Here is a 19,565-nt window from a genome sequence, read left to right as displayed (position 1 = left end):
TGATCGAAGGGCATACAAGACAAAGCTCCGATTTGGCCAACGGGAACATGAGGGCTATCCCCGGGAGGGTCTAGCCGAATAAAGAGGAGAGCGCCATGGCTGCACCTGGCGAGAATAGGCGCGTCAATGCCGACCGCCTGTGGGATTCGTTGATGGAAATGGCGAAGATCGGCCCCGGCGTTGCCGGCGGCAACAATCGCCAGACCTTGACGGACGCCGACGGAGAGGGCCGCCGGCTCTTCCAGTCCTGGTGCGAAAAGGCCGGGCTTTCCATGGGTGTCGACAAGATGGGCACCATGTTCATGACCCGCCCCGGCACTGATCCCGATGCGCTTCCCGTCCATATCGGCTCCCATCTCGACACGCAGCCGACCGGCGGCAAGTATGACGGCGTGCTCGGGGTCCTGAGCGGGCTCGAGGTCATCCGCACGCTGAACGACCTCGGCATCAAGACCAGGCATCCGATCGTCGTCACCAACTGGACCAATGAGGAAGGCGCCCGCTTCGCGCCGGCCATGCTTGCCTCAGGCGTCTTTGCCGGCGTTCACACGCTCGACTACGCCTATGCCCGCAAGGACCCGGAAGGAAAGAGCTTCGGCGATGAATTGAAGCGCATCGGCTGGGTGGGCGACGAGGACGTCGGCGCCCGCAAGATGCACGCCTACTTCGAATATCACATCGAGCAGGGGCCGATCCTCGAGGCGGAGAACAAGCAGATCGGCGTGGTCACCCACTGCCAGGGCCTGTGGTGGCTGGAATTCACGCTGACCGGCAAGGAAGCCCATACCGGCTCGACGCCGATGAACATGCGCGTCAATGCCGGCCTCGCCATGGCCCGCATCCTCGAAATGGTGCAGACCGTCGCCATGGAAAGCCAGCCGGGCGCCGTCGGCGGCGTCGGGCAGATGTTCTTCTCGCCCAATTCCCGCAACGTGCTTCCAGGCAAGGTCGTCTTCACCGTCGACATCCGCTCGCCGGACCAGGCAAAGCTCGACGGCATGCGCGCCCGGATCGAGGCCGAAGCGCCGAAAATTTGCGAACCGCTCGGCGTCGGCTGTTCGATCGAGGCCGTCGGCCATTTCGACCCGGTCACCTTCGATCCGAAGCTGGTGTCCACCGTCCGCGGCGCCGCCGAGAAGCTCGGCTACAGCCACATGAACCTCATCTCCGGCGCCGGCCACGATGCCTGCTGGGCCGCCAAGGTCGCGCCGACGACGATGATCATGTGTCCCTGCGTCGATGGACTGAGCCACAACGAGGCGGAGGACATTTCCAAGGAATGGGCCGCCGCCGGCGCCGACGTCCTCTTCCATGCCGTGCTCGAAACGGCAGAGGTCGTCGAGTGAGCTTTCACGGGGCGGGACGAAGGTTCCGCCCTTCTTCTTTTGGTATCCCGCGCCCGCTGAACGCATTCTCGCGAAGGAATATGACCATGAGCACCGTCATCAAGGGTGGAACCGTCGTTACCGCAGACCTGACCTACAAGGCCGACGTCAAGGTCGAAGGCGGCAAGATCGTCGAGATCGGCCCCAATCTATCCGGCACCGAGACGCTGGATGCGACCGGCTGCTACGTCATGCCGGGCGGCATCGATCCGCACACGCATCTCGAAATGCCTTTCATGGGCACCTATTCCTCGGACGACTTCGAGAGCGGCACGCGCGCGGCCCTTTCCGGCGGCACGACAATGGTCGTGGATTTCGCCCTCCCCTCGCCGGGGCAGTCGCTGCTCGAAGCGCTGACCATGTGGGACAACAAGTCGACCCGCGCCAATTGCGACTATTCCTTCCACATGGCGATCACCTGGTGGAGCGAGCAGGTCTTCAACGAGATGGAGACGATCGTCAAGGACAAGGGCATCAACACCTTCAAGCACTTCATGGCCTATAAGGGCGCGCTGATGGTGGACGACGACGAGATGTTCTCCTCCTTCCAGCGCTGCGCCGCGCTCGGCGCGCTGCCGCTGGTCCACGCGGAAAACGGCGACGTGGTGGCCCAGCTTCAGGCGAAGCTGCTTGCCGAAGGCAATAGCGGCCCCGAGGCCCATGCCTATTCGCGGCCAGCCGAGGTCGAGGGCGAGGCCACCAACCGGGCGATCATGATCGCCGACATGGCCGGCTGTCCCGTCTACATCGTCCACACCTCCTGCGAGCAGGCGCATGAGGCGATCCGGCGCGCCCGCGCCAAGGGCATGCGCGTCTTCGGCGAGCCGCTGATCCAGCACCTGACGCTCGACGAGACGGAATATTTCAACAAGGACTGGGATCATGCCGCGCGCCGGGTGATGTCGCCGCCGTTCCGCAACAAGCAGCATCAGGACAGCCTCTGGGCCGGTCTTGCCTCCGGCTCTCTGCAGGTGGTCGCGACCGACCACTGCGCCTTCACGACGGCGCAGAAGCGTTCAGGTATCGGCGATTTCACCAAGATACCGAACGGCACCGGCGGACTTGAGGATCGCATGCCGATGCTCTGGACCTACGGCGTTAACACCGGCCGCATCACCATGAACGAGTTCGTGGCGGTGACCTCCACCAACATCGCCAAGATCCTCAACATCTATCCGAAGAAGGGCGCCATCCTCGTCGGCGCCGATGCCGACCTCGTCGTCTGGGATCCGAAGCGCTCGAAGACGATCTCGGTGAACACCCAGCAATCGGCGATCGACTACAACGTCTTCGAGGGCAAGACCGTCACTGGGCTCCCCCGCTTCACGCTGACGCGCGGCGCCGTGGCGATCGAGGAAGGGGCGGTCAAAACGCAGGAAGGCCACGGTGAGTTCGTCCGCCGCGATCCCTTCCCGGCGGTCAGCACGGCGCTTACGACCTGGAAGGAAGTGACGGCACCGCGCGCCGTGCAGCGCACCGGCATTCCGGCAACCGGCGTGTGACGGAAGTCAGATGCAGCATTCGTCATCCGCCATGCGTGAGAGGGTCGGCCGGCACCAGCCCGTCGAGTTCGGGCAGCAGCACGACGCTTTCCTGCTCCTTCGGATCTGTCCGGGCGATGACGGCCGTACAGGGGCTGTCGGAAAGGTTGGCGGGCATGTGCGGAAGGCCGGCCGGGATGTAAAGCATTTCTCCGGCCCTGACGAGCACGCGCTCTTCGAGCCGCTCGCCGAACCAGGTGTAGGCCTCGCCGGCAAGCACGTAGATCGCCGTCTCATGGCTCTCGTGGAGATGCGCCTTGGCCCGCGCGCCCGGCGGCATGGTGATGAGATGCATGCAGATGCCGGAGGAACCCACCGTCTCCGCGGCAATGCCTTCGAAATAGTTAAGCCCCTGCTTGCCGGCATAGCCGCTGCCCGGCCGCACCACGCGACAGCCAGGATGGGATGATCGAGACATGACCGTTCTCCAGAATTCGCTGAAAAACCTTGAACAGGGGCCGTCCGCGGTAAATCCGCGATTGCATGTTGGAGGTCCGAATAGCAGTCTGGCACAGACACGCGACAATGAGAATCCATCCATGACATCCAATTCCGCCTCCGTGGTCTCGGCCCGAAATCTCGGCCTGACATTTCAGACCAGCGACGGGCCGGTCAACGCGCTGACGGACGTCAATCTCGACGTGGCCAAAGGCGACTTTGTCTCCTTCATCGGTCCCTCCGGCTGCGGCAAGACGACCTTTCTGCGCATCATCGCCGACCTCGAGAAGCCGACCGCCGGCACTATCGCCGTCAACGGCATGACGCCGGAGGAGGCTCGCCACAATCGCGCCTATGGCTACGTGTTCCAGGCGGCCGCTCTCTACCCTTGGCGAACGATCGAGAAGAACATCGCGCTGCCGCTCGAAATCATGGGTTACGCCAAGGATGAGCAGAAGGCGCGCATCGAACGGACGCTGGAACTCGTCAACCTCACCGGCTTCGGTAAGAAATATCCCTGGCAGCTTTCGGGCGGCATGCAGCAGCGCGCCTCGATCGCCCGCGCGCTCGCCTTCGACGCCGACCTCCTGCTGATGGACGAACCGTTCGGCGCGCTCGACGAGATCGTCCGCGATCACCTGAATGAGCAGCTCCTGAAACTCTGGGCGCGCACGAACAAGACGATCTGTTTCGTCACCCACTCGATCCCCGAGGCCGTCTATCTCTCGACCAAGATCGTGGTGATGAGCCCGCGCCCTGGCCGCGTGACCGACATCATCGAATCGACGCTGCCGAGGGAACGGCCGCTCGGCATCCGCGAGACGCCGGAGTTTCTGGAGATCGCCCACCGGGTGCGGGAAGGCCTGAGAGCGGGGCACAGCTATGATGAATAGCTGTCGCGCGGGAAACACCCCTCCGCAACCTTGGCGAGGAAAGACCCCTCCCCAACCCCTCCCCACAAGGGGGAGGGGCTTCACCGCGTATGCCGCTCGCCTGAGTTCCAACTACCCGTCCAGCCCTCCGGCGGTGCCCGCGCGGCGGCGTGGCACGAATCGCTCTCTTACTTGCGACAACAAGAGACTGGCACCGCACAAGGCCACTTCGGGATCTGGACGGATCAAATTTAGGGACGACGGCGTGGCGGGGGTCTCCCTCCCCCTTGTGGGGAGGGTGGTGAGCGCAGCGAACCGGGAGGGGTCTTTGGCACACTCGAACATCGATCCCAAAACCAGGCAACGCGCCAAAAAACTCCGCACGGAAATGACCAAAGCCGAGGGGGCAATGTGGAAAATGCTGCGCGACCTGCGTCTATTCGGCGCCCGCTTCCGCAGAGAAACGCCGATCGGCCCCTACATTGCAGACTTTGCTTGGCTATCCGCTCGCATCATTGTTGAAGTGGACGGTGACAGTCACGAGACGGAATCCGGCAGGCGCCATGATCAACGGCGCGACCAATTCCTAAGAGCACAGGGCATCACTGTCCTCCGCTTCGACAGTTCTCAAGTGCTTGACGGTCCAAACTATGTGTTCCTGACCATTCGCGACCACGTCGCCTCGTTCCTTAAGAAGGAGCGCCCCCTCGCCTCAAAAGAGGCGAAACTTGGGACCGGAGGCGCCGATGCGTAAACCGATCTTTCTCCGCGACAAGCTGCTGCCGATCTCCACCGTCGTCGCATTTCTGATCGCCATCTGGTATATCGCCGCCATCTTCCTGAACGCCCCCTTCGAGCGCGACACCGCCGCGCGCGCCGGCACCGAGATCGCCCTCTCCGACCTCGTCAGGAACACCATGGTGCAGGAAAGGCCGGTGCTGCCCGCGCCCCACCAGGTCATCGCCGAAATCTGGGACACGACCGTCAACAAGGCGATCACCTCGAAGCGCAGCCTCGTCTACCACGCCTGGATCACGCTGTCGGCCACCCTGCTCGGCTTCGGTATCGGCGCAGCGCTCGGCGTGTTTCTCGCCGTCGGCATCGTTCACAATCGCGCCATGGACCGCTCGCTGATGCCCTGGGTGATCGCCAGCCAGACGATCCCGATCCTGGCGATCGCGCCGATGATCATCGTCGTCTTGAATGCAATCGGCATCGCCGGCCTCTTACCGAAGGCGCTGATCTCCACCTATCTGTCGTTCTTTCCGGTGGTGGTCGGCATGGTCAAGGGCTTGCGCAGCCCGGAGACGATCCAGTTGGACCTGATGCACACTTACAATGCCTCGCCGGCCCAGACCTTCTGGAAGCTGCGCTGGCCCTCCTCCATGCCCTATCTCTTCACCTCGCTGAAGGTCGCCGTCGCCATCTCTCTCGTCGGCGCCATCGTGGGCGAACTGCCGACGGGCGCGGTGGCGGGGCTCGGCGCGCGGCTGCTTGCGGGCTCCTACTACGGCCAGACCGTGCAGATCTGGGCGGCGCTGTTCGTGGCCGCAGCGCTCGCCGCCGTGCTTGTCATGATCGTCGGCTTCGCGCACTCCGCCGTCCTGAAGCGCATGGGAGCCAAGCCATGAACCTTCCCGCGCTCGCCGGCGCCATCCTTTTCTGGCTGATCGCCTGGGCCCTCAACGAATGGCTGGTCCGTCAGCATTTTGCAAACCGCACGATGAGCAACGCCGCGCGCTTCGCGGTGCCGTTTATCTTCGGCGTCACGATCCTGGTCCTTTGGGAGGGCATCGTCCGCGGCTTTGCCGTTCCCTCGGTGCTGCTGCCGGCACCGTCGATGATCTGGCAGCGGCTTCTCAATTCGCTGCCCACGCTCGCGGCCGATTTTCGCCAGACCTTCCTGAAATCCGTGCTGACCGGCTATGCGCTCGGCTGCGGCCTCGGCTTCCTGGTGGCGATCCTCATCGACCGCTCCCCCTTCCTGCAGAAGGGCCTGCTGCCGCTCGGCAACTTCGTCTCCGCCCTCCCCGTCATTGGCGTCGCGCCGATCATGGTCATGTGGTTCGGCTTCGACTGGCAGTCGAAGGTCGCCGTGGTCGTCATCATGACCTTCTTCCCAATGCTGGTGAACACGGTGTCGGGGCTTGCCACCGCGAGCCACATGGAGCGCGACCTGATGCGCACCTACGCCGCCACCTGGTGGCAGATGCTCGTCAAACTGCGGCTGCCCGCGGCCTGGCCTTTCATTTTCAACGCACTCAAGATTAACTCCACGCTGGCGCTGATCGGCGCAATCGTGGCCGAATTTTTCGGAACGCCCATTGTCGGCATGGGTTTCCGTATCTCCACGGAAGTGGGGCGCATGAACGTCGACATGGTCTGGGCCGAAATCGCCGTCGCAGCGGTGGCTGGCTCCGCCTTCTACGGAGCGGTCGCGCTCGTCGAGCGCACCGTTACCTTCTGGCATCCGTCCATGCGCAGTGGCCGGGGCTGACACCAAAGCAATGATAAGAGGGAACTGACATGAACAAGAAACTTGCATCTCTGCTGGCTGCCGGCGGCTTTTCGCTCGCCGCCTTCCATGCCAATGCCGCCGACAAGGTCACGCTGCAGCTGAAATGGGTGACGCAAGCCCAGTTCGCCGGCTACTATGTCGCCAAGGACAAGGGCTTCTACGAGGAGGAGGGGCTCGACGTCGAGATCAAGCCGGGCGGCCCGGACATTGCCCCGGCCCAGGTTATCGCCGGCGGAGGCGCCGACGTCATCGTCGACTGGATGCCGTCCGCACTTGCCACGCGCGAAAAGGGCGTGGCGCTCGTCAACATCGCCCAGCCTTTCAAGAAATCCGGCATGATGCTCACCTGTCTCAAGGAATCGGGCGTGAAGACCCCCGAGGACTTCAAGGGCAAGACGCTTGGCGTCTGGTTCTTCGGCAACGAGTATCCGTTCCTCTCCTGGATGGCGCATCTGAAGATTCCGACCGACGGCGGGCCGAACGGCGTGACTGTGCTGAAGCAGGGCTTCAACGTCGATCCGCTGCTCCAGAAGCAGGCGGCCTGCATTTCGACGATGACCTACAACGAATACTGGCAGGTCATCGACGCCGGCATCAAGGAGGAGGACCTCGTCACCTTCAAATATGAAGACCAGGGCGTCGCCACGCTCGAAGACGGCCTCTACGTGCTTGAAGACAAGCTTAAGGATCCGGCCTTCAAGGAAAAGATGGTGAAGTTCGTCCGCGCTTCGATGAAGGGCTGGAAATATGCCGAGGAGAATCCGGACGAGGCGGCGGATCTGGTGCTCGAAAACGACTCGACCGGCGCCCAGACCGAGAAGCACCAGAAGCGCATGATGGGCGAGATCGCAAAGCTGACGGCGGGGTCGAACGGTGCGCTCGACGAGGCCGACTACAAGCGAACGGTCCAATCGCTGCTCGCCGGCGGCTCCGATCCAGTCATCTCCAAGGAGCCGGAAGGCGCCTGGACGCACGAGGTCACCGACGAAGCGCTGAAATAGGCTTCCGATCAAGCAACTTGAAAGCGCGCGGCAGTATGCCGCGCGCTTTTTGCCAACTCGCTCCGGTTGTTGAGCTTGCATTTGGGTCGCGGCACTATAGCCTCGGGCAGCGGTGGAGCAAAAAAATAATGAGGCACCATCGCTTCTGCGCCCTTGTAAGCATTTGCTACCACGCTTACATAGGCCGGAACGTTTGACTGGGGAGCAGGCGCAGGGAGGAACCGGTTTCTCTTGAATGCACCCCGGCAAGCAAAATTCTCCCACCCGGTACCTTTGGTTTGAAACCGTGGGCCGGATATTTCGATTGCGCGGATCGCGAGTGTGACGGTCGGGACGCCGACGATACCCGGCGGTACTCGCTGGAATAGCATGATTGCAGCCGGATCTTCACCCTTGCTGAATGGCGATACGGCATGGTTTATTTGTGTCAGGACGATAGGCCGATGGCTCAGAAACTCCTCCCTCTTCTCGGCGCATGCGCAGCGATGACGCTCGGCGTATTTTCCGGCGTCTCGGCCGAGGAGGCTGCAAAAGAGCAGCCCTCGCAAGCCCTGCCTTCGATCGTCGTTACGGAAGCGACGCAGCGCACGATCAGCGATCGGGTCATCGCCACCGGCTCGATCGAGGCGGTCGAGGAAACCTATGTCGCGCCACTTGTCGACGGCCTTTCCATTCGCTCATTGAATGTCGACGTCGGCGACCGGGTTGATGCGGGCAGCACGCTCGCTGTTCTCAACGACGACGCACTGCTCCTGCAGAAAAGCCAGCTCGAGGCCAATCTCGCCAAGGCGGAGGCCTCGCTCGCGCAACTCAACGCCCAGCTTGCCGAAGCCACCGCGAATTCCGAAGAGGCAACGCGCGTCGCCGATCGGGCCGTGCGGCTTTCGGAGAACGGCACTGTCTCGACCGCTGAGGCGGATCGCCTGAAGGCACTCGCTGCTGCCACCCGCGCCCGCCTTCGCTCGGCGGAACAATCGGTCGGTGTTGCAAAAGCCGACATCAAGGTTGTCCAAACGCAGATCGACGACATCGACCTCAGGCTTGCCCGCACCGCGGTCAAGGCCCCTGTCAGCGGCGTGATCTCTGCCAAGAATGCCAAGATCGGCGCGATCGCGAGCGGCAATGGCGAGCCGCTCTTTGCGATGATCCGCGACGGCGAGATCGAAATGACCGCCGATGTCACCGAGGCGGACGTCATCAAGCTTGCCATCGGTCAATCCGCAACTGTCAAACTCGCCGGCAGCAACACGACGGTCGAAGGCAAGATCCGCCTGATCGCCCCGACGGTCGATTCCGAGACGCGGCTTGGCAAGGTGCACATCACCCTCGCCGACACCACGGAGGCCCGCGCCGGCATGTATGCGAGCGCGGTCGTAACGGTCGAGGAAAAGCAGACGGTCGTGTTGCCGCAAACTGCTGTCACACTGGAAGACGGCAAGTCTATCGTCCGCAAGGTCGAGGGCGGTGTCGTCCGCCTGGTTCCGGTCGAGACCGGCATTCAGGACGGACAGTTCGTCGAAATCCTCTCCGGCCTCCAGCCGGGCGAGCAGGCGGTGGCAAAGGCCGGCGCCTATGTGCGCGACGGTGACCGGATCAATCCGGTCAAGTCCGACCAGCCGATAACCAATTGACGGGAACAGAGACCATGAACTTCTCCGCCTGGTCTATCCGCAATCCGGTCGCGCCGATCCTGGCGTTTTTCGTGCTGGTCGTGCTCGGCTGGCAGTCCTTCAACGGGCTGCCGATTACCCGCTTCCCTAATATCGACGTGCCGATCGTCTCGATCAACGTCGCGCAGAGTGGCGCCGCTCCTGCCGAACTCGAGACCCAGGTCACCAAGGAGATCGAGGACGCCGTCGCCGGGATATCCGGCGTTGACCACATCGAATCGACGATCACTGACGGCACATCCACCACCGCCGTCATCTTCCGCATGGAAGTGCCGACGACCCAGGCGGTGCAGGACGTCAAGGATGCGATCGACCGCATCCGCGGCGACCTGCCGACCTCGATCGAGGAGCCGATCGTTTCCAAGGTCGACGTGGAAGGCCAGGCGATCCAGACATTTTCCGTCTCCTCGCCCGGCATGACGCTGGAGGAACTCTCCTGGTTCGTCGACGACACGATCAAACGCGCCATCCAGGGCCAGACCGGCATCGGCCGCGTCGACCGCTACGGCGGCTCCGACCGCGAGGTCCGCATCGAGCTCGACGAGGACCGGCTGAATTCCTTCGGCATTACGGCCGCCGACGTCAACGGGCAGCTTCGCCGCATGAACATGGACCTCGGCTCCGGCCGCGGCCAGGTCGGCGGCAGCGAACAGGCGATCCGTACGCTCGGCGATGCGCGCGACGTTTCCCAACTCGCCAACACGATGATCTCGCTGCCGAACGGCCGCTTCGTCCGCTTGTCGGAACTCGGCAATGTGATCGACACCTACGAGGAGCCGAAGTCGTTCTCGCGCTTCAACGGCCATCCGGGCGTCACCTTCGCGGTTTTCCGGGCCAAGGGCGCGAGCGAAGTCAGCGTCGCCGAAACGGTCGCCAAGACCCTCGACGAGATCCGCGCCAAGCATCCGGACGTCACCATCGAGATGGTCGACGATCTGGTCTACTTCACCTACGGCAACTACGAAGCGGCGATCCATACGCTGATCGAGGGTGCTCTGCTCGCCGTCGTCGTCGTGATGCTGTTCCTGCGCAACTGGCGCGCCACCTTGATCTCGGCGGTTGCCCTGCCGCTTTCGGCCATTCCGACCTTCTGGATCATGGAGCTGCTGGGCTTCTCGCTGAACCTCGTGAGCTTCCTGGCGATGACGCTCGCAACCGGCATTCTCGTCGACGACGCAATCGTCGAGATCGAGAATATCGAGCGCCACATCCGCATGGGCAAGTCGCCCTACAAGGCGGCGATCGAGGCAGCCGACGAGATCGGCCTTGCGGTCATCGCCACCACCTTCACGATCATCGCCGTCTTCGTGCCCGTCTCCTTCATGCCGGGCATTCCGGGGCAATACTTCATCCAGTTCGGCCTGACGGTCGCTGTCTCGGTCTTCTTCTCGCTGCTCGTCGCCCGCCTGATCACGCCGGTGATGGCGGCCTATCTGATGAAGCCGACGGATGTCGGCGGCGGTCACCACGATGACGACGGCTTCATGATGCGGCAGTACACGCGGGTCGTGCACTTCACCACGAAACGCTGGTACACGCGCTACTCCACGCTGGTCGTGGCGATCCTGCTCACGATCGGCTCCGTCGCCGCGCTCCTCGTCTTCGTGCCGGGTAGTTTCCTGCCGCCGGAGGACAATTCACGCGTCAGCCTGTCGATTGAACTGCCGCCGGATGCGATGCTCGAGGATACGGACCGGACGACCACGGAGATCTACAACCGCATCAAGGATATCGAGGGAGTCGAAAACGTCTTCGTGCTCGGCGGCGCCTCGCCGAAGGGCGATCTCGAACTGCGCCGCGCCGCCGTCACCGTGCTGCTCAAGAAGCTCGATCACTCGCTCGTCAACAAAGTCGTCAACGACGTGATCGGCCGCACGCCGCTGATCGGTGAGTATCTGCCTAAGCTGCCGCCGGCTGGCCGCACCAAGCCCCAGTCGCAGATCGAGAAGGAAATCTTCGCGCGGCTGCAGTCGATCCCGGACCTCCGCGTTACCAAGTTGAACGATCGCGGCGAGCGCGATCTGTCGTTCAACCTGCTCTCCAACAACGAGGCGGATCTGGAGACGGCCATCGCCACGCTCGAAGCGAAGCTGCGCAGGGATCCGCTGCTCGCCAATGTCAGCCCGGACGGGGCCCTGCCGCGGCCGGAACTGCAGATTCGCCCGCGCGACGAACAGATGTCCCGCCTCGGCATCACCACGGCGCAGATCTCCGAAGTCATCCGCGTCGCGACGATCGGCGATATCGACGCACAACTGACGAAGATTGCACTCGACGGGCGACTGATCCCGATCCGGGTCCAGCTCAACCGCGATTTCCGAACCGATCTGGCCGCGATCCGTAATCTCAGGGTTCAGACGGCGTCCGGGGCAACAGTCCCGCTCGCGAGCGTCGCCGACATCAACTATGGCGAAGGGCCGAGCTCCATCAAGCGCTATGACCGCAACCGCGTCGTGAAGCTCGGCGCCGATCTGCCCGTAGGCGTCGCCCTCGACACCGCGTCGGCCCGCTTCAAGCAGATCGCCTCCGAAGCGAAGCTGCCGGGGACCGTCGAGTTCCTCGAAAGCGGTGACGCCGAGGTGCAGGCGGAAATGCAGCAGAGCTTCGGCAATGCGATGCTGCTCGGCCTGATGATGGTGCTGGTCGTGCTCATTCTCCTGTTCAAGGACGTCATCCAGCCCTTCACCATCCTGTTCTCACTGCCGCTGGCGATCGGCGGCGTGGCAGCCGCTTTGATCCTCACTCAGAACGCGCTCTCCATGCCGGTCCTGATCGGCATCCTGATGCTGATGGGAATCGTCACCAAGAACGCCATCCTGCTCGTCGATTTCGGCATCGAGATGATGCATCACGGCATGGACCGGACCCTGTCGATGATCGAGGCTGGCCGCAAGCGCGCCCGCCCGATCGTCATGACTTCCATCGCCATGTCCGCCGGTATGCTCCCCTCCGCGCTCGGCGTCGGCGAAGGCGGCTCGTTCCGGGCGCCGATGGCGATCGCGGTCATCGGCGGTATCATCGTCTCGACGGTCCTGAGTCTCGTCGTCGTCCCCTCCTTCTTCCTGATCATGGACGATCTGTCGCGGCTGCTCGCCTGGATCTTCGGCCGTTTCGTCGGCAAGAAGGACGAGGAAGACCTGCCGCTCGACCGCGAGGCGCTGAGCAAGCTCGCCGCAGAACAGGGCATCACGATCGAAAGCCTCGAGGAACGCATCAAGGCTTTGGAAGGGGAGCGCCGCGGCAAGTCCGAGGGCAAGGTCATCAGCCATCCGGCGCTCGCCGCCGAATAGGCATCTCCCAAAGAACTGTGCCGCACGCCCGAGGGTCGTGCAGCAGCATTCTTTTCGCGAAGTTGTTTGATGCGGGTCAATTCATGACCGGCGACGAACCGCTAGGTTGGTCTCGATTTTTTCGGGACCAGCGGTATGAAGACTTTGCGATTGACCATGAGCGACCGGGCCATTCTCCTCAGCGCGCGTTTCTTCGCGCGGTTGCCGCGAACCGCGGCAGAGGCAATTCTCGAGGGCGCCACCGTCTCCACACACGAAGCGCATGATACGCTGTTTCGCCAGGATGACCCGACCGATGACGTGATCGTCGTCCTCTCCGGTCTCGTCCGCCTCTTTCGCCTCGGCAAGGACGGCCGCGAGGCCGATATCGCCGTCTCCCAGAAAGGCGAAATGATCGGTGTGAACGCCGTGTTCCTGGATCGCCGCGCCACCGCCAATGCGCAGGCCGCCGAACCGTCGATCGTCGCGCGACTGGAAGGCGGCAAGTTGCGCCAACTTGCCGCCGAAGACAGCGACGTCGCCCAGGCGCTTCTCGAGCTCGTTTGTCACCACGGCAAGATGACCGAGGATTGCCTAGCCGAGGACCGCCTGCTCACCGCGCCGCAGCGTGTCGCGAACTACATTCTCAGCCATTGCCCGATCGGCTCGGAGAGTTTCTCCTTCCGCCTGCCATTCCAGAAGAACGTGCTCGCCGGCAAACTCGGCCTCGCCCCCGAGGCGCTGTCGCGGGCCTTCTCCACGCTTCGCCGGTCAGGCGTGATCGTTAAGGGCCGGATGATCGAGATACGCGACCGTCAGGCGCTGGAGCAGTTCTGACGGCGGCCGCTTTCCTTCGGCTCAGAGCCCGCCATGCACGGTCAGGAACTCGACGATCGGGTCGATGCCGTCGCCGCGCTTCATGTCGGAAAACACGAACGGCCTTTCGCCGCGCATCCGAGTCGCATCGCGTTCCATCACGTCGAGATCGGCGCCCACATAAGGGGCGAGATCCTTCTTGTTGATCACCAGCAGATCCGACTTGGTGATCCCCGGGCCGCCTTTGCGCGGAATTTCCTCACCCTGGCAGACGGAGATCACGTAGATCGTCAGGTCCGCAAGGTCGGGTGAAAAGGTGGCGGCGAGATTGTCGCCGCCGGATTCGATGAAGACCACATCGAGATCGGGGATGCGGCGATTGAGATCGGCGATCGCCTGGAGATTGATCGAGGCGTCCTCACGGATCGCCGTATGCGGGCAGCCGCCGGTCTCGACGCCGACGATGCGTTCCGAAGGCAGCGCCTGCATGCGCACCAAGGCCTCGGCATCCTCCTTGGTATAGATATCGTTGGTGACGACCGCGACCGAATATTTCTCGCGCATCGCCTTGCACAGCTTGTCGGTAAGGGCCGTCTTGCCGGACCCGACAGGACCGCCGATGCCGACGCGAAGGGGGCCGTTTTTCGATGGCATTTCCTAAGTCCTTTCTACTCGTCAGACGCACAGCGTCCGCAGGCCCCGCTATGAGCGGAACAGGCGCGAATGCAGTGTCTCATGTTTCAGCGACGCGATATCGGCGACGATCGCCGCCGAGCCGAGCTCGTCGAGCGATCCGCGTGCGGCACGGGAGGCGACGGCCGCAATCCCCGCCTCCAGACCGGCAACTACACCGACACCATCGCGCTGGCCGATGACGCCGCAACGGATGGCGACCGATACGGCACTCGACATCGTTGCGTTGAGAAAGGCCGCGATCGTCGGCTCAAGTCCGGTCCGATGCGCACCGGCGACGGCACCGACCGCCACCGGATAGGCGGCCGTCGATCCGAACGTCTCCAGCACCGGGTGCGGCCAGTGGCCGGCGGCGGCAAGAAACGCCTCGCCGAGGAGCATGGTTTCCATATGCCGTTCGCGTGAGCCGGCGAGCGCCTCGGCAAGCTCGGCGACCGCCTGCAGTCGTGCCGGATCATCGTGGCCGCGATAGCTTTCGGCCAGAAGCAGCGCGTCGTTCCAGCCCGGGCCGTGGTTCACGAGCGTTTCGAGCCAAAGCCGCAGATCGTCGGCATTCGCCACGAGGCCGTCGTGAACCGCCTGTTCCAAACCGCCGGAATAGGAAAAGGCACCGACCGGAAAGGCGGGCGAAAGCCAGGTGACGAGACGCAGCAAAGCCTGCGTGGCGGCCCCCTCAGTCATGGTGGTGGTGGTGGCCGTGTCCATGGTCGCCGCCGGTACCGTGATAGGCACCGCGCAGGGGTTGAAACGGCTCGACCACGTCGCTCACCGTCGCGCCCAGGCCTTCGAGCATGGCGCGGATCACGGGATCGCGGGCAATCAAGATCCGCCCCTCTTCGATCGCCGCCGGCAGGTGCCTATTGCCGAGATGCCAGGCAAGTCCGACCAGATGCACCCTGTCGCGCGGGCGTATCTCGTAGAGCGGCTCCTCAGCTGCCTTCACTTCGATGTAGCCGCCGCCCTCCAGCACCAGCAGGTCGCCGTCAGCGAGCATCACCGGCTCCTTGAGGTCGAGCATCACGACATCGTCGTTTTCGAGATGGAGGAGCTTGCGGCGCAGATGCCGCTGGTCGTGGGTGAGCGTCACCCGGTGAAGCGGCCTCTTGTCGGCAGGACCGGGCGAAAGAACGTCGGTCGAACGATAGGGCACGTCAGATGACCTCGACCTTTTCCGGGTGGACAACCTCGATGCGGACTTCCGCCAGGAGATCAGCCATCGCCGCCTGGAAGGCCTTCAGATGCGGCTCGATAAAATGCGCATCGACGGCCGCCCGGCTCTTCCAGGTCTCCACGAAGACCAGCACGTCCGGCTCGGTGATCTTGCGATAGAGATCATAGCTGATGCAGCCGTCCTCCTGGCGGGTGGCCTCGATCAGCGGCGCGGCGAGCGCTGCGACCTCGTCGCCCTTGCCTGCATGCGCCCTCAGATGTGCGATGACGTAAACCATTGAATTCCATATCTCCGACGGGCTTCACTTTAACAAGAAAAAGCCCCGGCGCCAGCAAGAAGGCGAAAATCCGAAGAGTTTCAAGCCTGCTTGCGGCAGCCGGGGCCTTCAAGATCAGAATGCCGGATCAGGCAGCGATCTTCTGCGACTTCAGCGTGTCGAGAATGTTCTGCGGCGAGGAAACGCCGTAGGGATCGCTGTCGCAGTTGTCGGAGTAGCCTTCCTCCTCGAACCACTGCTCGACCGTGCCGTTGTTAACGACGGCGGCGTAGCGCCAGGAGCGCATGCCGAAGCCGAGATTGTCCTTGGCGACCAGCATCCCCATCTTGCGGGTGAACTCGCCCGAACCGTCCGGAATGAGCTTGACGTTTTCGAGGCCCTGCGACTTGCCCCAGGCATTCATGACGAAGGCGTCGTTGACCGAGATGCAATAGATCTCATCGATCCCGAGCGCGCGGAACTCGGACGTCAGCTTTTCAAAATCCGGCAGCTGATAGGTCGAGCAGGTCGGGGTGAAAGCGCCCGGCAGCGAGAACAACACGACGCGCTTGCCGGCAAAATAGTCGTTCGAGGAAACATCCTGCCAGCGGAACGGATTGGGACCGCCGACGGATTCGTCGCGGACGCGGGTACGGAAGGTCACAACGGGAACTTTTCTGCCGAGCATCATCATCTCCTTTAGGTGGGGCAGCCGGCGTCAAGTCGTGGGAGGAAACGACAACCGGCGAAAGGGAAGGCCCCTTCTACCGAAGATTCCGCTGCAGCGCAGCACGAAAGCGTCCATTCCGGCCGCGCCGCATGGCAGCCATGCGCGCACTGCACGGCTGCAGGGCCGTCGCCGTGGATCAGTTGTAGAGCCCGAGAGAAAATTCCAGGGACATCGGAAGCGGATTCCAAAGCCCTGTCCGCAGTCCGGCTTTTCGCAGGGCATTCGCCGTCCACGTGTTGCATCCGAACAAGGCGTTGAAATAGCCGTGCGCCTCAAAGAAGCGGTCGTTCGGTCCATAGGAGAAGTCGGCCACGGGCATGACTGCACCCGCCTCCCGCCGGAAACTGTCGTCGATGAAATCGAGCAATCGCCGGTAGTCCTCGACAGGAATATCGAAGCTTGCGACCGAATCCTGCGGCTCGAGGATATGTCCGGCGACATCGACATGCATCACGGACCGATCGACGCTGAGAGCCTTCAATACCGGCAATGGCTTCAACTCGCTCCAGGTCGGCGTCTCCAGATAGAACGCGCGACCTCCCCAGCCAAAGATCAGCCATTCGGCAGCCGGATGACGAAGAGGCACGCCTGCACCTTCGACAAATGCGAATCTTGCCCGCATTTCGTCATCCAACGGAATGGCGATATCCGTATGAATAGGACCGGACAGCAGCAGGATTCGACGCAGCCCGGGCGTCTCCGCCGACGCATAGGCGGGCATAATCGGCCGCGGAATCAAGGTTCCGCACGCGGTGGCGAGCAGGAAGACGAGGACAGCGCCGAGCAGCCACCGGACCCATTTCATTCGGATCGCTCCAGAGCAACCGGGGCCGACTAGAACAGGAAATACCGCTGCGCCATCGGCAGCACGGTCGCCGGCTCGCAGGTCAGCAGCACGCCGTCGGCGCGCACCTCATAGGTTTCCGGATCGACCTCGACATGCGGCGTCAGGCTGTTGTGGATCATCGACGCCTTGCCGATGCCGCCACGGGTATTCTGGACGGCGACGAGTTGCTTGGCGACGCCGAGCCTCCCGGCGAGCCCCGCATCAAGCGAGGCCTGCGAGACGAAGGTGACCGAAGAATTGGTCCGGCTGCGGCCATAGGCGCCGAACATCGGCCGGTAATGGACCGGCTGCGGGGTCGGAATCGAGGCGTTCGGATCGCCCATCGGGGCGGCGGCGATCGTGCCGCCGAGCAGCACCATGTCCGGCTTCACGCCGAAAAAGGCCGGGTTCCAGATGACGAGATCGGCGCGCTTGCCGACTTCCAGCGAGCCGATCTCATGGCTGAGGCCATGGGCGATCGCCGGGTTGATCGTGTATTTGGCGACGTAGCGCTTGACGCGGAAATTGTCGTTGTCTCCGGTCTCTTCCTTCAGCCGGCCGCGCTGGCGCTTCATCTTGTCTGCCGTCTGCCAGGTGCGGATCGCCACCTCGCCGACGCGGCCCATGGCCTGGCTGTCGGAGGAGATGATCGAAAAGGCGCCGATGTCGTGGAGGATATCCTCCGCCGCGATCGTCTCCTTGCGGATGCGGCTTTCGGCAAAGGCGATGTCTTCCGGGATCGAAGGCGACAGGTGGTGGCAGACCATCAGCATGTCGAGATGCTCGGCCAGCGTGTTGAGCGTATAGGGCCGCGTCGGGTTGGTCGAGGATGGGATGACGTTCGGCTGGCCGCAGATCTTGATGATATCCGGCGCGTGGCCGCCGCCTGCCCCTTCCGTATGGAAGGCGTGAATGGTCCGGCCCTTGATCGCCGCAATCGTATCCTCGACGAAGCCGCTTTCGTTCAGCGTGTCGGTGTGGATCATCACCTGCACGTCGTATTCGTCGGCGACCGACAGGCAGCAGTCGATCGCCGCCGGCGTCGTGCCCCAGTCCTCGTGCAGCTTCAGCGAGGTGGCGCCGCCGAGCACCATCTCGACGAGCGCGCCGGGGAGCGAAGCGTTGCCCTTGCCGGCGAAGGCGAGGTTCATCGGAAAGGCATCGGCCGCCTCGATCATTCGGGCAAGGTGCCACGGTCCCGGTGTGCAGGTGGTGGCGAGCGTGCCGTGCGCTGGTCCTGTGCCGCCGCCGAGCATGCAGGTGAGCCCGCTCATCAGCGCCTCTTCGATCTGCTGCGGGCAGATGAAGTGGATGTGGCTGTCCATACCGCCGGCCGTCACGATCTTGCCCTCGCCGGCGATCGCCTCGGTGCCCGGGCCCACGATGATGTTCACGCCGGGCTGCGTGTCGGGATTGCCGGCTTTTCCAATTGCCGCGATCCGGCCGTCCTTCAAGCCGACATCCGCCTTGACGATGCCCCAGTGGTCGACGATCAGCGCATTGGTGATCACCGTATCGACGGCGCCGCCCTCGCGCGTCACCTGGCTCTGGCCCATGCCGTCGCGGATGACCTTGCCGCCGCCGAACTTCACCTCTTCGCCGTAGGTGGTGAAGTCCTTCTCGACCTCTATGAAGAGCTCGGTATCGGCTAGCCGCACCTTGTCGCCGACGGTCGGACCGAACATGTTGGCATAGGCCGCGCGCGACATTTTGTAGGACATGGGTTCAGGCTCCTTGGGAAAAGTCTGGCGAAGGCAATGGGTTGAGGCGGCGAAGTCGCCCTTGCGCCGCAAGCGCATCGACATAGCGCCGCTCGGCCGCGAAGGGATGCCACTCCCAGCCGCTGTGACCGAAACCGGCGAGCACGATCTCGTCGCCGGCGGAGGCGACGCTGGACAGGACGTCGGCGATCACCACCAGGCCGCTCGACGGGGCAACGTAAGGCGCCGGCGCGAAGCGGGCGAGATCGCGCTCGAGCCGCTCATGCGTCTCGGCCGGCACGATCCGATGCTGCCGTCCGGTCGCCCGCGCGAAACTTTCGAAGCCGGTGGTGTAGTCGTCGCAGAAATCGTCGAGATCCGGATGGGTCTCGGCAAGCATCGCCCGCATCGCGGCGAACTTCGCGCCGGAACGCACGCTCCAGAATTCTCGCGCCTGCCGTACCGGGTCGCGCGTCTTCCAGCGGCCGCCGCCAAGCATCGCAAGCGCCGGGCGGCCGGTGTTGCAGACAGCGACGATGTCGGTCTTCGTCCCGCCCGGTCCGACCGAGCGGCAGTCGTTGAAACGGATCACCAGGTCGGCGGCATCGATCGTTGCGGCAGCGCCTTCCGGCACCTCGCCATTGCCCACGACCATGATGACGCGCCGGCTTTGCAACGC

The 19,565-nt window shown here is 63.4% G+C and carries 19 protein-coding genes; 10 read left to right on the top strand and 9 right to left on the bottom strand.

The features are described 5' to 3' along the window. Positions 1 to 95 precede the first annotated feature (95 nt). Positions 96 to 1,346, top strand: coding sequence for a Zn-dependent hydrolase (locus RHIBR816_RS0110195; RefSeq protein ID WP_018236433.1), 1,251 nt, complete (start codon positions 96 to 98; stop codon positions 1,344 to 1,346). 86 nt (positions 1,347 to 1,432) lie between these two features. Next, a complete protein-coding gene (gene hydA, locus RHIBR816_RS0110190; protein WP_018236432.1) occupies positions 1,433 to 2,887 on the top strand; it encodes a dihydropyrimidinase in 1,455 nt (484 codons plus the stop codon). A 22-nt stretch (positions 2,888 to 2,909) separates the two neighbouring features. On the opposite strand, the gene RHIBR816_RS0110185 is transcribed toward hydA, so the two are convergent. After that, entirely contained in the window at positions 2,910 to 3,344 is a 435-nt protein-coding gene (locus RHIBR816_RS0110185; protein WP_018236431.1) for a cupin domain-containing protein, read from the bottom strand. Positions 3,345 to 3,465: 121 nt separating this feature from the next. On the opposite strand from RHIBR816_RS0110185, the gene RHIBR816_RS0110180 reads away from it, so the two are divergent. From RHIBR816_RS0110180 to RHIBR816_RS0110145, 8 genes are all read left to right on the top strand, one after another. After that, complete coding sequence (locus RHIBR816_RS0110180) at positions 3,466 to 4,257, top strand: ABC transporter ATP-binding protein (protein ID WP_018236430.1); 792 nt, start codon at positions 3,466 to 3,468, stop codon at positions 4,255 to 4,257. Between the two features lie 307 nt (positions 4,258 to 4,564). Continuing rightward, positions 4,565 to 4,990: an endonuclease domain-containing protein gene (locus tag RHIBR816_RS37470; protein WP_052522726.1), complete on the top strand. Its 426-nt coding sequence runs from the start codon at positions 4,565 to 4,567 to the stop codon at positions 4,988 to 4,990. Then, entirely contained in the window at positions 4,983 to 5,867 is an 885-nt protein-coding gene (locus tag RHIBR816_RS0110170) for an ABC transporter permease (protein ID WP_018236428.1), read from the top strand. Before RHIBR816_RS37470 ends, RHIBR816_RS0110170 begins: the two co-directional genes overlap by 8 nt. Continuing rightward, positions 5,864 to 6,733 (top strand): ABC transporter permease, encoded by an 870-nt coding sequence (locus RHIBR816_RS0110165; protein ID WP_018236427.1) that lies wholly within the window; start codon positions 5,864 to 5,866, stop codon positions 6,731 to 6,733. Before RHIBR816_RS0110170 ends, RHIBR816_RS0110165 begins: the two co-directional genes overlap by 4 nt. Positions 6,734 to 6,762: 29 nt before the next feature. Continuing rightward, a complete protein-coding gene (locus tag RHIBR816_RS0110160; protein ID WP_018236426.1) occupies positions 6,763 to 7,755 on the top strand; it encodes an ABC transporter substrate-binding protein in 993 nt (330 codons plus the stop codon). Positions 7,756 to 8,198: 443 nt separating this feature from the next. After that, positions 8,199 to 9,386, top strand: coding sequence for an efflux RND transporter periplasmic adaptor subunit (locus RHIBR816_RS0110155; RefSeq protein ID WP_018236425.1), 1,188 nt, complete (start codon positions 8,199 to 8,201; stop codon positions 9,384 to 9,386). 14 nt (positions 9,387 to 9,400) lie between these two features. Beyond that, a complete protein-coding gene (locus tag RHIBR816_RS0110150; protein WP_018236424.1) occupies positions 9,401 to 12,715 on the top strand; it encodes an efflux RND transporter permease subunit in 3,315 nt (1,104 codons plus the stop codon). 135 nt (positions 12,716 to 12,850) lie between these two features. Next, positions 12,851 to 13,531, top strand: coding sequence for a Crp/Fnr family transcriptional regulator (locus RHIBR816_RS0110145; RefSeq protein WP_026186836.1), 681 nt, complete (start codon positions 12,851 to 12,853; stop codon positions 13,529 to 13,531). A gap of 21 nt (positions 13,532 to 13,552) precedes the next feature. On the opposite strand, the gene ureG is transcribed toward RHIBR816_RS0110145, so the two are convergent. The 8 genes from ureG to RHIBR816_RS0110105 form a co-directional block, all read right to left on the bottom strand. Beyond that, entirely contained in the window at positions 13,553 to 14,164 is a 612-nt protein-coding gene (gene ureG, locus RHIBR816_RS0110140; RefSeq protein WP_018236422.1) for an urease accessory protein UreG, read from the bottom strand. A 48-nt stretch (positions 14,165 to 14,212) separates the two neighbouring features. Beyond that, positions 14,213 to 14,884 (bottom strand): urease accessory protein UreF, encoded by a 672-nt coding sequence (locus RHIBR816_RS0110135; protein WP_026186835.1) that lies wholly within the window; start codon positions 14,882 to 14,884, stop codon positions 14,213 to 14,215. Beyond that, positions 14,877 to 15,353, bottom strand: a complete 477-nt coding sequence (gene ureE, locus RHIBR816_RS0110130) for an urease accessory protein UreE (RefSeq protein WP_018236420.1) — start codon at positions 15,351 to 15,353, stop codon at positions 14,877 to 14,879. The genes RHIBR816_RS0110135 and ureE overlap by 8 nt, the downstream gene beginning before the upstream one ends. Before the next feature lies 1 nt (position 15,354). After that, positions 15,355 to 15,651, bottom strand: coding sequence for a putative quinol monooxygenase (locus RHIBR816_RS0110125; RefSeq protein WP_018236419.1), 297 nt, complete (start codon positions 15,649 to 15,651; stop codon positions 15,355 to 15,357). Between the two features lie 127 nt (positions 15,652 to 15,778). Then, the gene (locus tag RHIBR816_RS0110120) at positions 15,779 to 16,318 is read right to left on the bottom strand and encodes a peroxiredoxin (protein WP_026186834.1); all 540 of its coding nucleotides are present in this window, start codon (positions 16,316 to 16,318) and stop codon (positions 15,779 to 15,781) included. A 178-nt stretch (positions 16,319 to 16,496) separates the two neighbouring features. Continuing rightward, the gene (locus RHIBR816_RS0110115; protein WP_018236417.1) at positions 16,497 to 17,165 is read right to left on the bottom strand and encodes a TIGR02117 family protein; all 669 of its coding nucleotides are present in this window, start codon (positions 17,163 to 17,165) and stop codon (positions 16,497 to 16,499) included. Between the two features lie 29 nt (positions 17,166 to 17,194). Beyond that, on the bottom strand, positions 17,195 to 18,907 hold the full coding sequence (gene ureC / locus RHIBR816_RS0110110; RefSeq protein WP_018236416.1) for an urease subunit alpha: 1,713 nt from the start codon (positions 18,905 to 18,907) through the stop codon (positions 17,195 to 17,197). A 4-nt stretch (positions 18,908 to 18,911) separates the two neighbouring features. After that, positions 18,912 to 19,562, bottom strand: a complete 651-nt coding sequence (locus RHIBR816_RS0110105) for a hypothetical protein (protein ID WP_018236415.1) — start codon at positions 19,560 to 19,562, stop codon at positions 18,912 to 18,914. Positions 19,563 to 19,565: the final 3 nt, after the last annotated feature.

It is taken from the genome of Ensifer sp. BR816, assembly GCF_000378985.1.
Classification (GTDB): domain Bacteria; phylum Pseudomonadota; class Alphaproteobacteria; order Rhizobiales; family Rhizobiaceae; genus Sinorhizobium.
The sequence above is the reverse complement of the archived record's forward strand: the minus strand, read 5'-3'. Positions and strand labels throughout refer to the sequence as shown.

Bases quoted from the DNA above. Each gene is read 5' to 3' on its own strand.
- RHIBR816_RS0110155 (WP_018236425.1), top strand. From the start codon at position 8,199: ATGGCTCAGAAACTCCTCCCTCTTCTCGGCGCATGCGCAGCGATGACG.
- RHIBR816_RS0110170 (WP_018236428.1), top strand. From the start codon at position 4,983: ATGCGTAAACCGATCTTTCTCCGCGACAAGCTGCTGCCGATCTCCACC.
- RHIBR816_RS0110180 (WP_018236430.1), top strand. From the start codon at position 3,466: ATGACATCCAATTCCGCCTCCGTGGTCTCGGCCCGAAATCTCGGCCTG.
- RHIBR816_RS0110135 (WP_026186835.1), bottom strand. From the start codon at position 14,884: ATGACTGAGGGGGCCGCCACGCAGGCTTTGCTGCGTCTCGTCACCTGG.
- RHIBR816_RS0110125 (WP_018236419.1), bottom strand. From the start codon at position 15,651: ATGGTTTACGTCATCGCACATCTGAGGGCGCATGCAGGCAAGGGCGAC.
- RHIBR816_RS0110165 (WP_018236427.1), top strand. From the start codon at position 5,864: ATGAACCTTCCCGCGCTCGCCGGCGCCATCCTTTTCTGGCTGATCGCC.
- ureG (WP_018236422.1), bottom strand. From the start codon at position 14,164: ATGCCATCGAAAAACGGCCCCCTTCGCGTCGGCATCGGCGGTCCTGTC.
- RHIBR816_RS0110150 (WP_018236424.1), top strand. From the start codon at position 9,401: ATGAACTTCTCCGCCTGGTCTATCCGCAATCCGGTCGCGCCGATCCTG.
- ureC (WP_018236416.1), bottom strand. From the start codon at position 18,907: ATGTCCTACAAAATGTCGCGCGCGGCCTATGCCAACATGTTCGGTCCG.
- RHIBR816_RS0110120 (WP_026186834.1), bottom strand. From the start codon at position 16,318: ATGCTCGGCAGAAAAGTTCCCGTTGTGACCTTCCGTACCCGCGTCCGC.
- hydA (WP_018236432.1), top strand. From the start codon at position 1,433: ATGAGCACCGTCATCAAGGGTGGAACCGTCGTTACCGCAGACCTGACC.
- RHIBR816_RS0110115 (WP_018236417.1), bottom strand. From the start codon at position 17,165: ATGAAATGGGTCCGGTGGCTGCTCGGCGCTGTCCTCGTCTTCCTGCTC.
- RHIBR816_RS0110195 (WP_018236433.1), top strand. From the start codon at position 96: ATGGCTGCACCTGGCGAGAATAGGCGCGTCAATGCCGACCGCCTGTGG.
- RHIBR816_RS0110145 (WP_026186836.1), top strand. From the start codon at position 12,851: ATGAAGACTTTGCGATTGACCATGAGCGACCGGGCCATTCTCCTCAGC.
- RHIBR816_RS0110185 (WP_018236431.1), bottom strand. From the start codon at position 3,344: ATGTCTCGATCATCCCATCCTGGCTGTCGCGTGGTGCGGCCGGGCAGC.
- RHIBR816_RS0110160 (WP_018236426.1), top strand. From the start codon at position 6,763: ATGAACAAGAAACTTGCATCTCTGCTGGCTGCCGGCGGCTTTTCGCTC.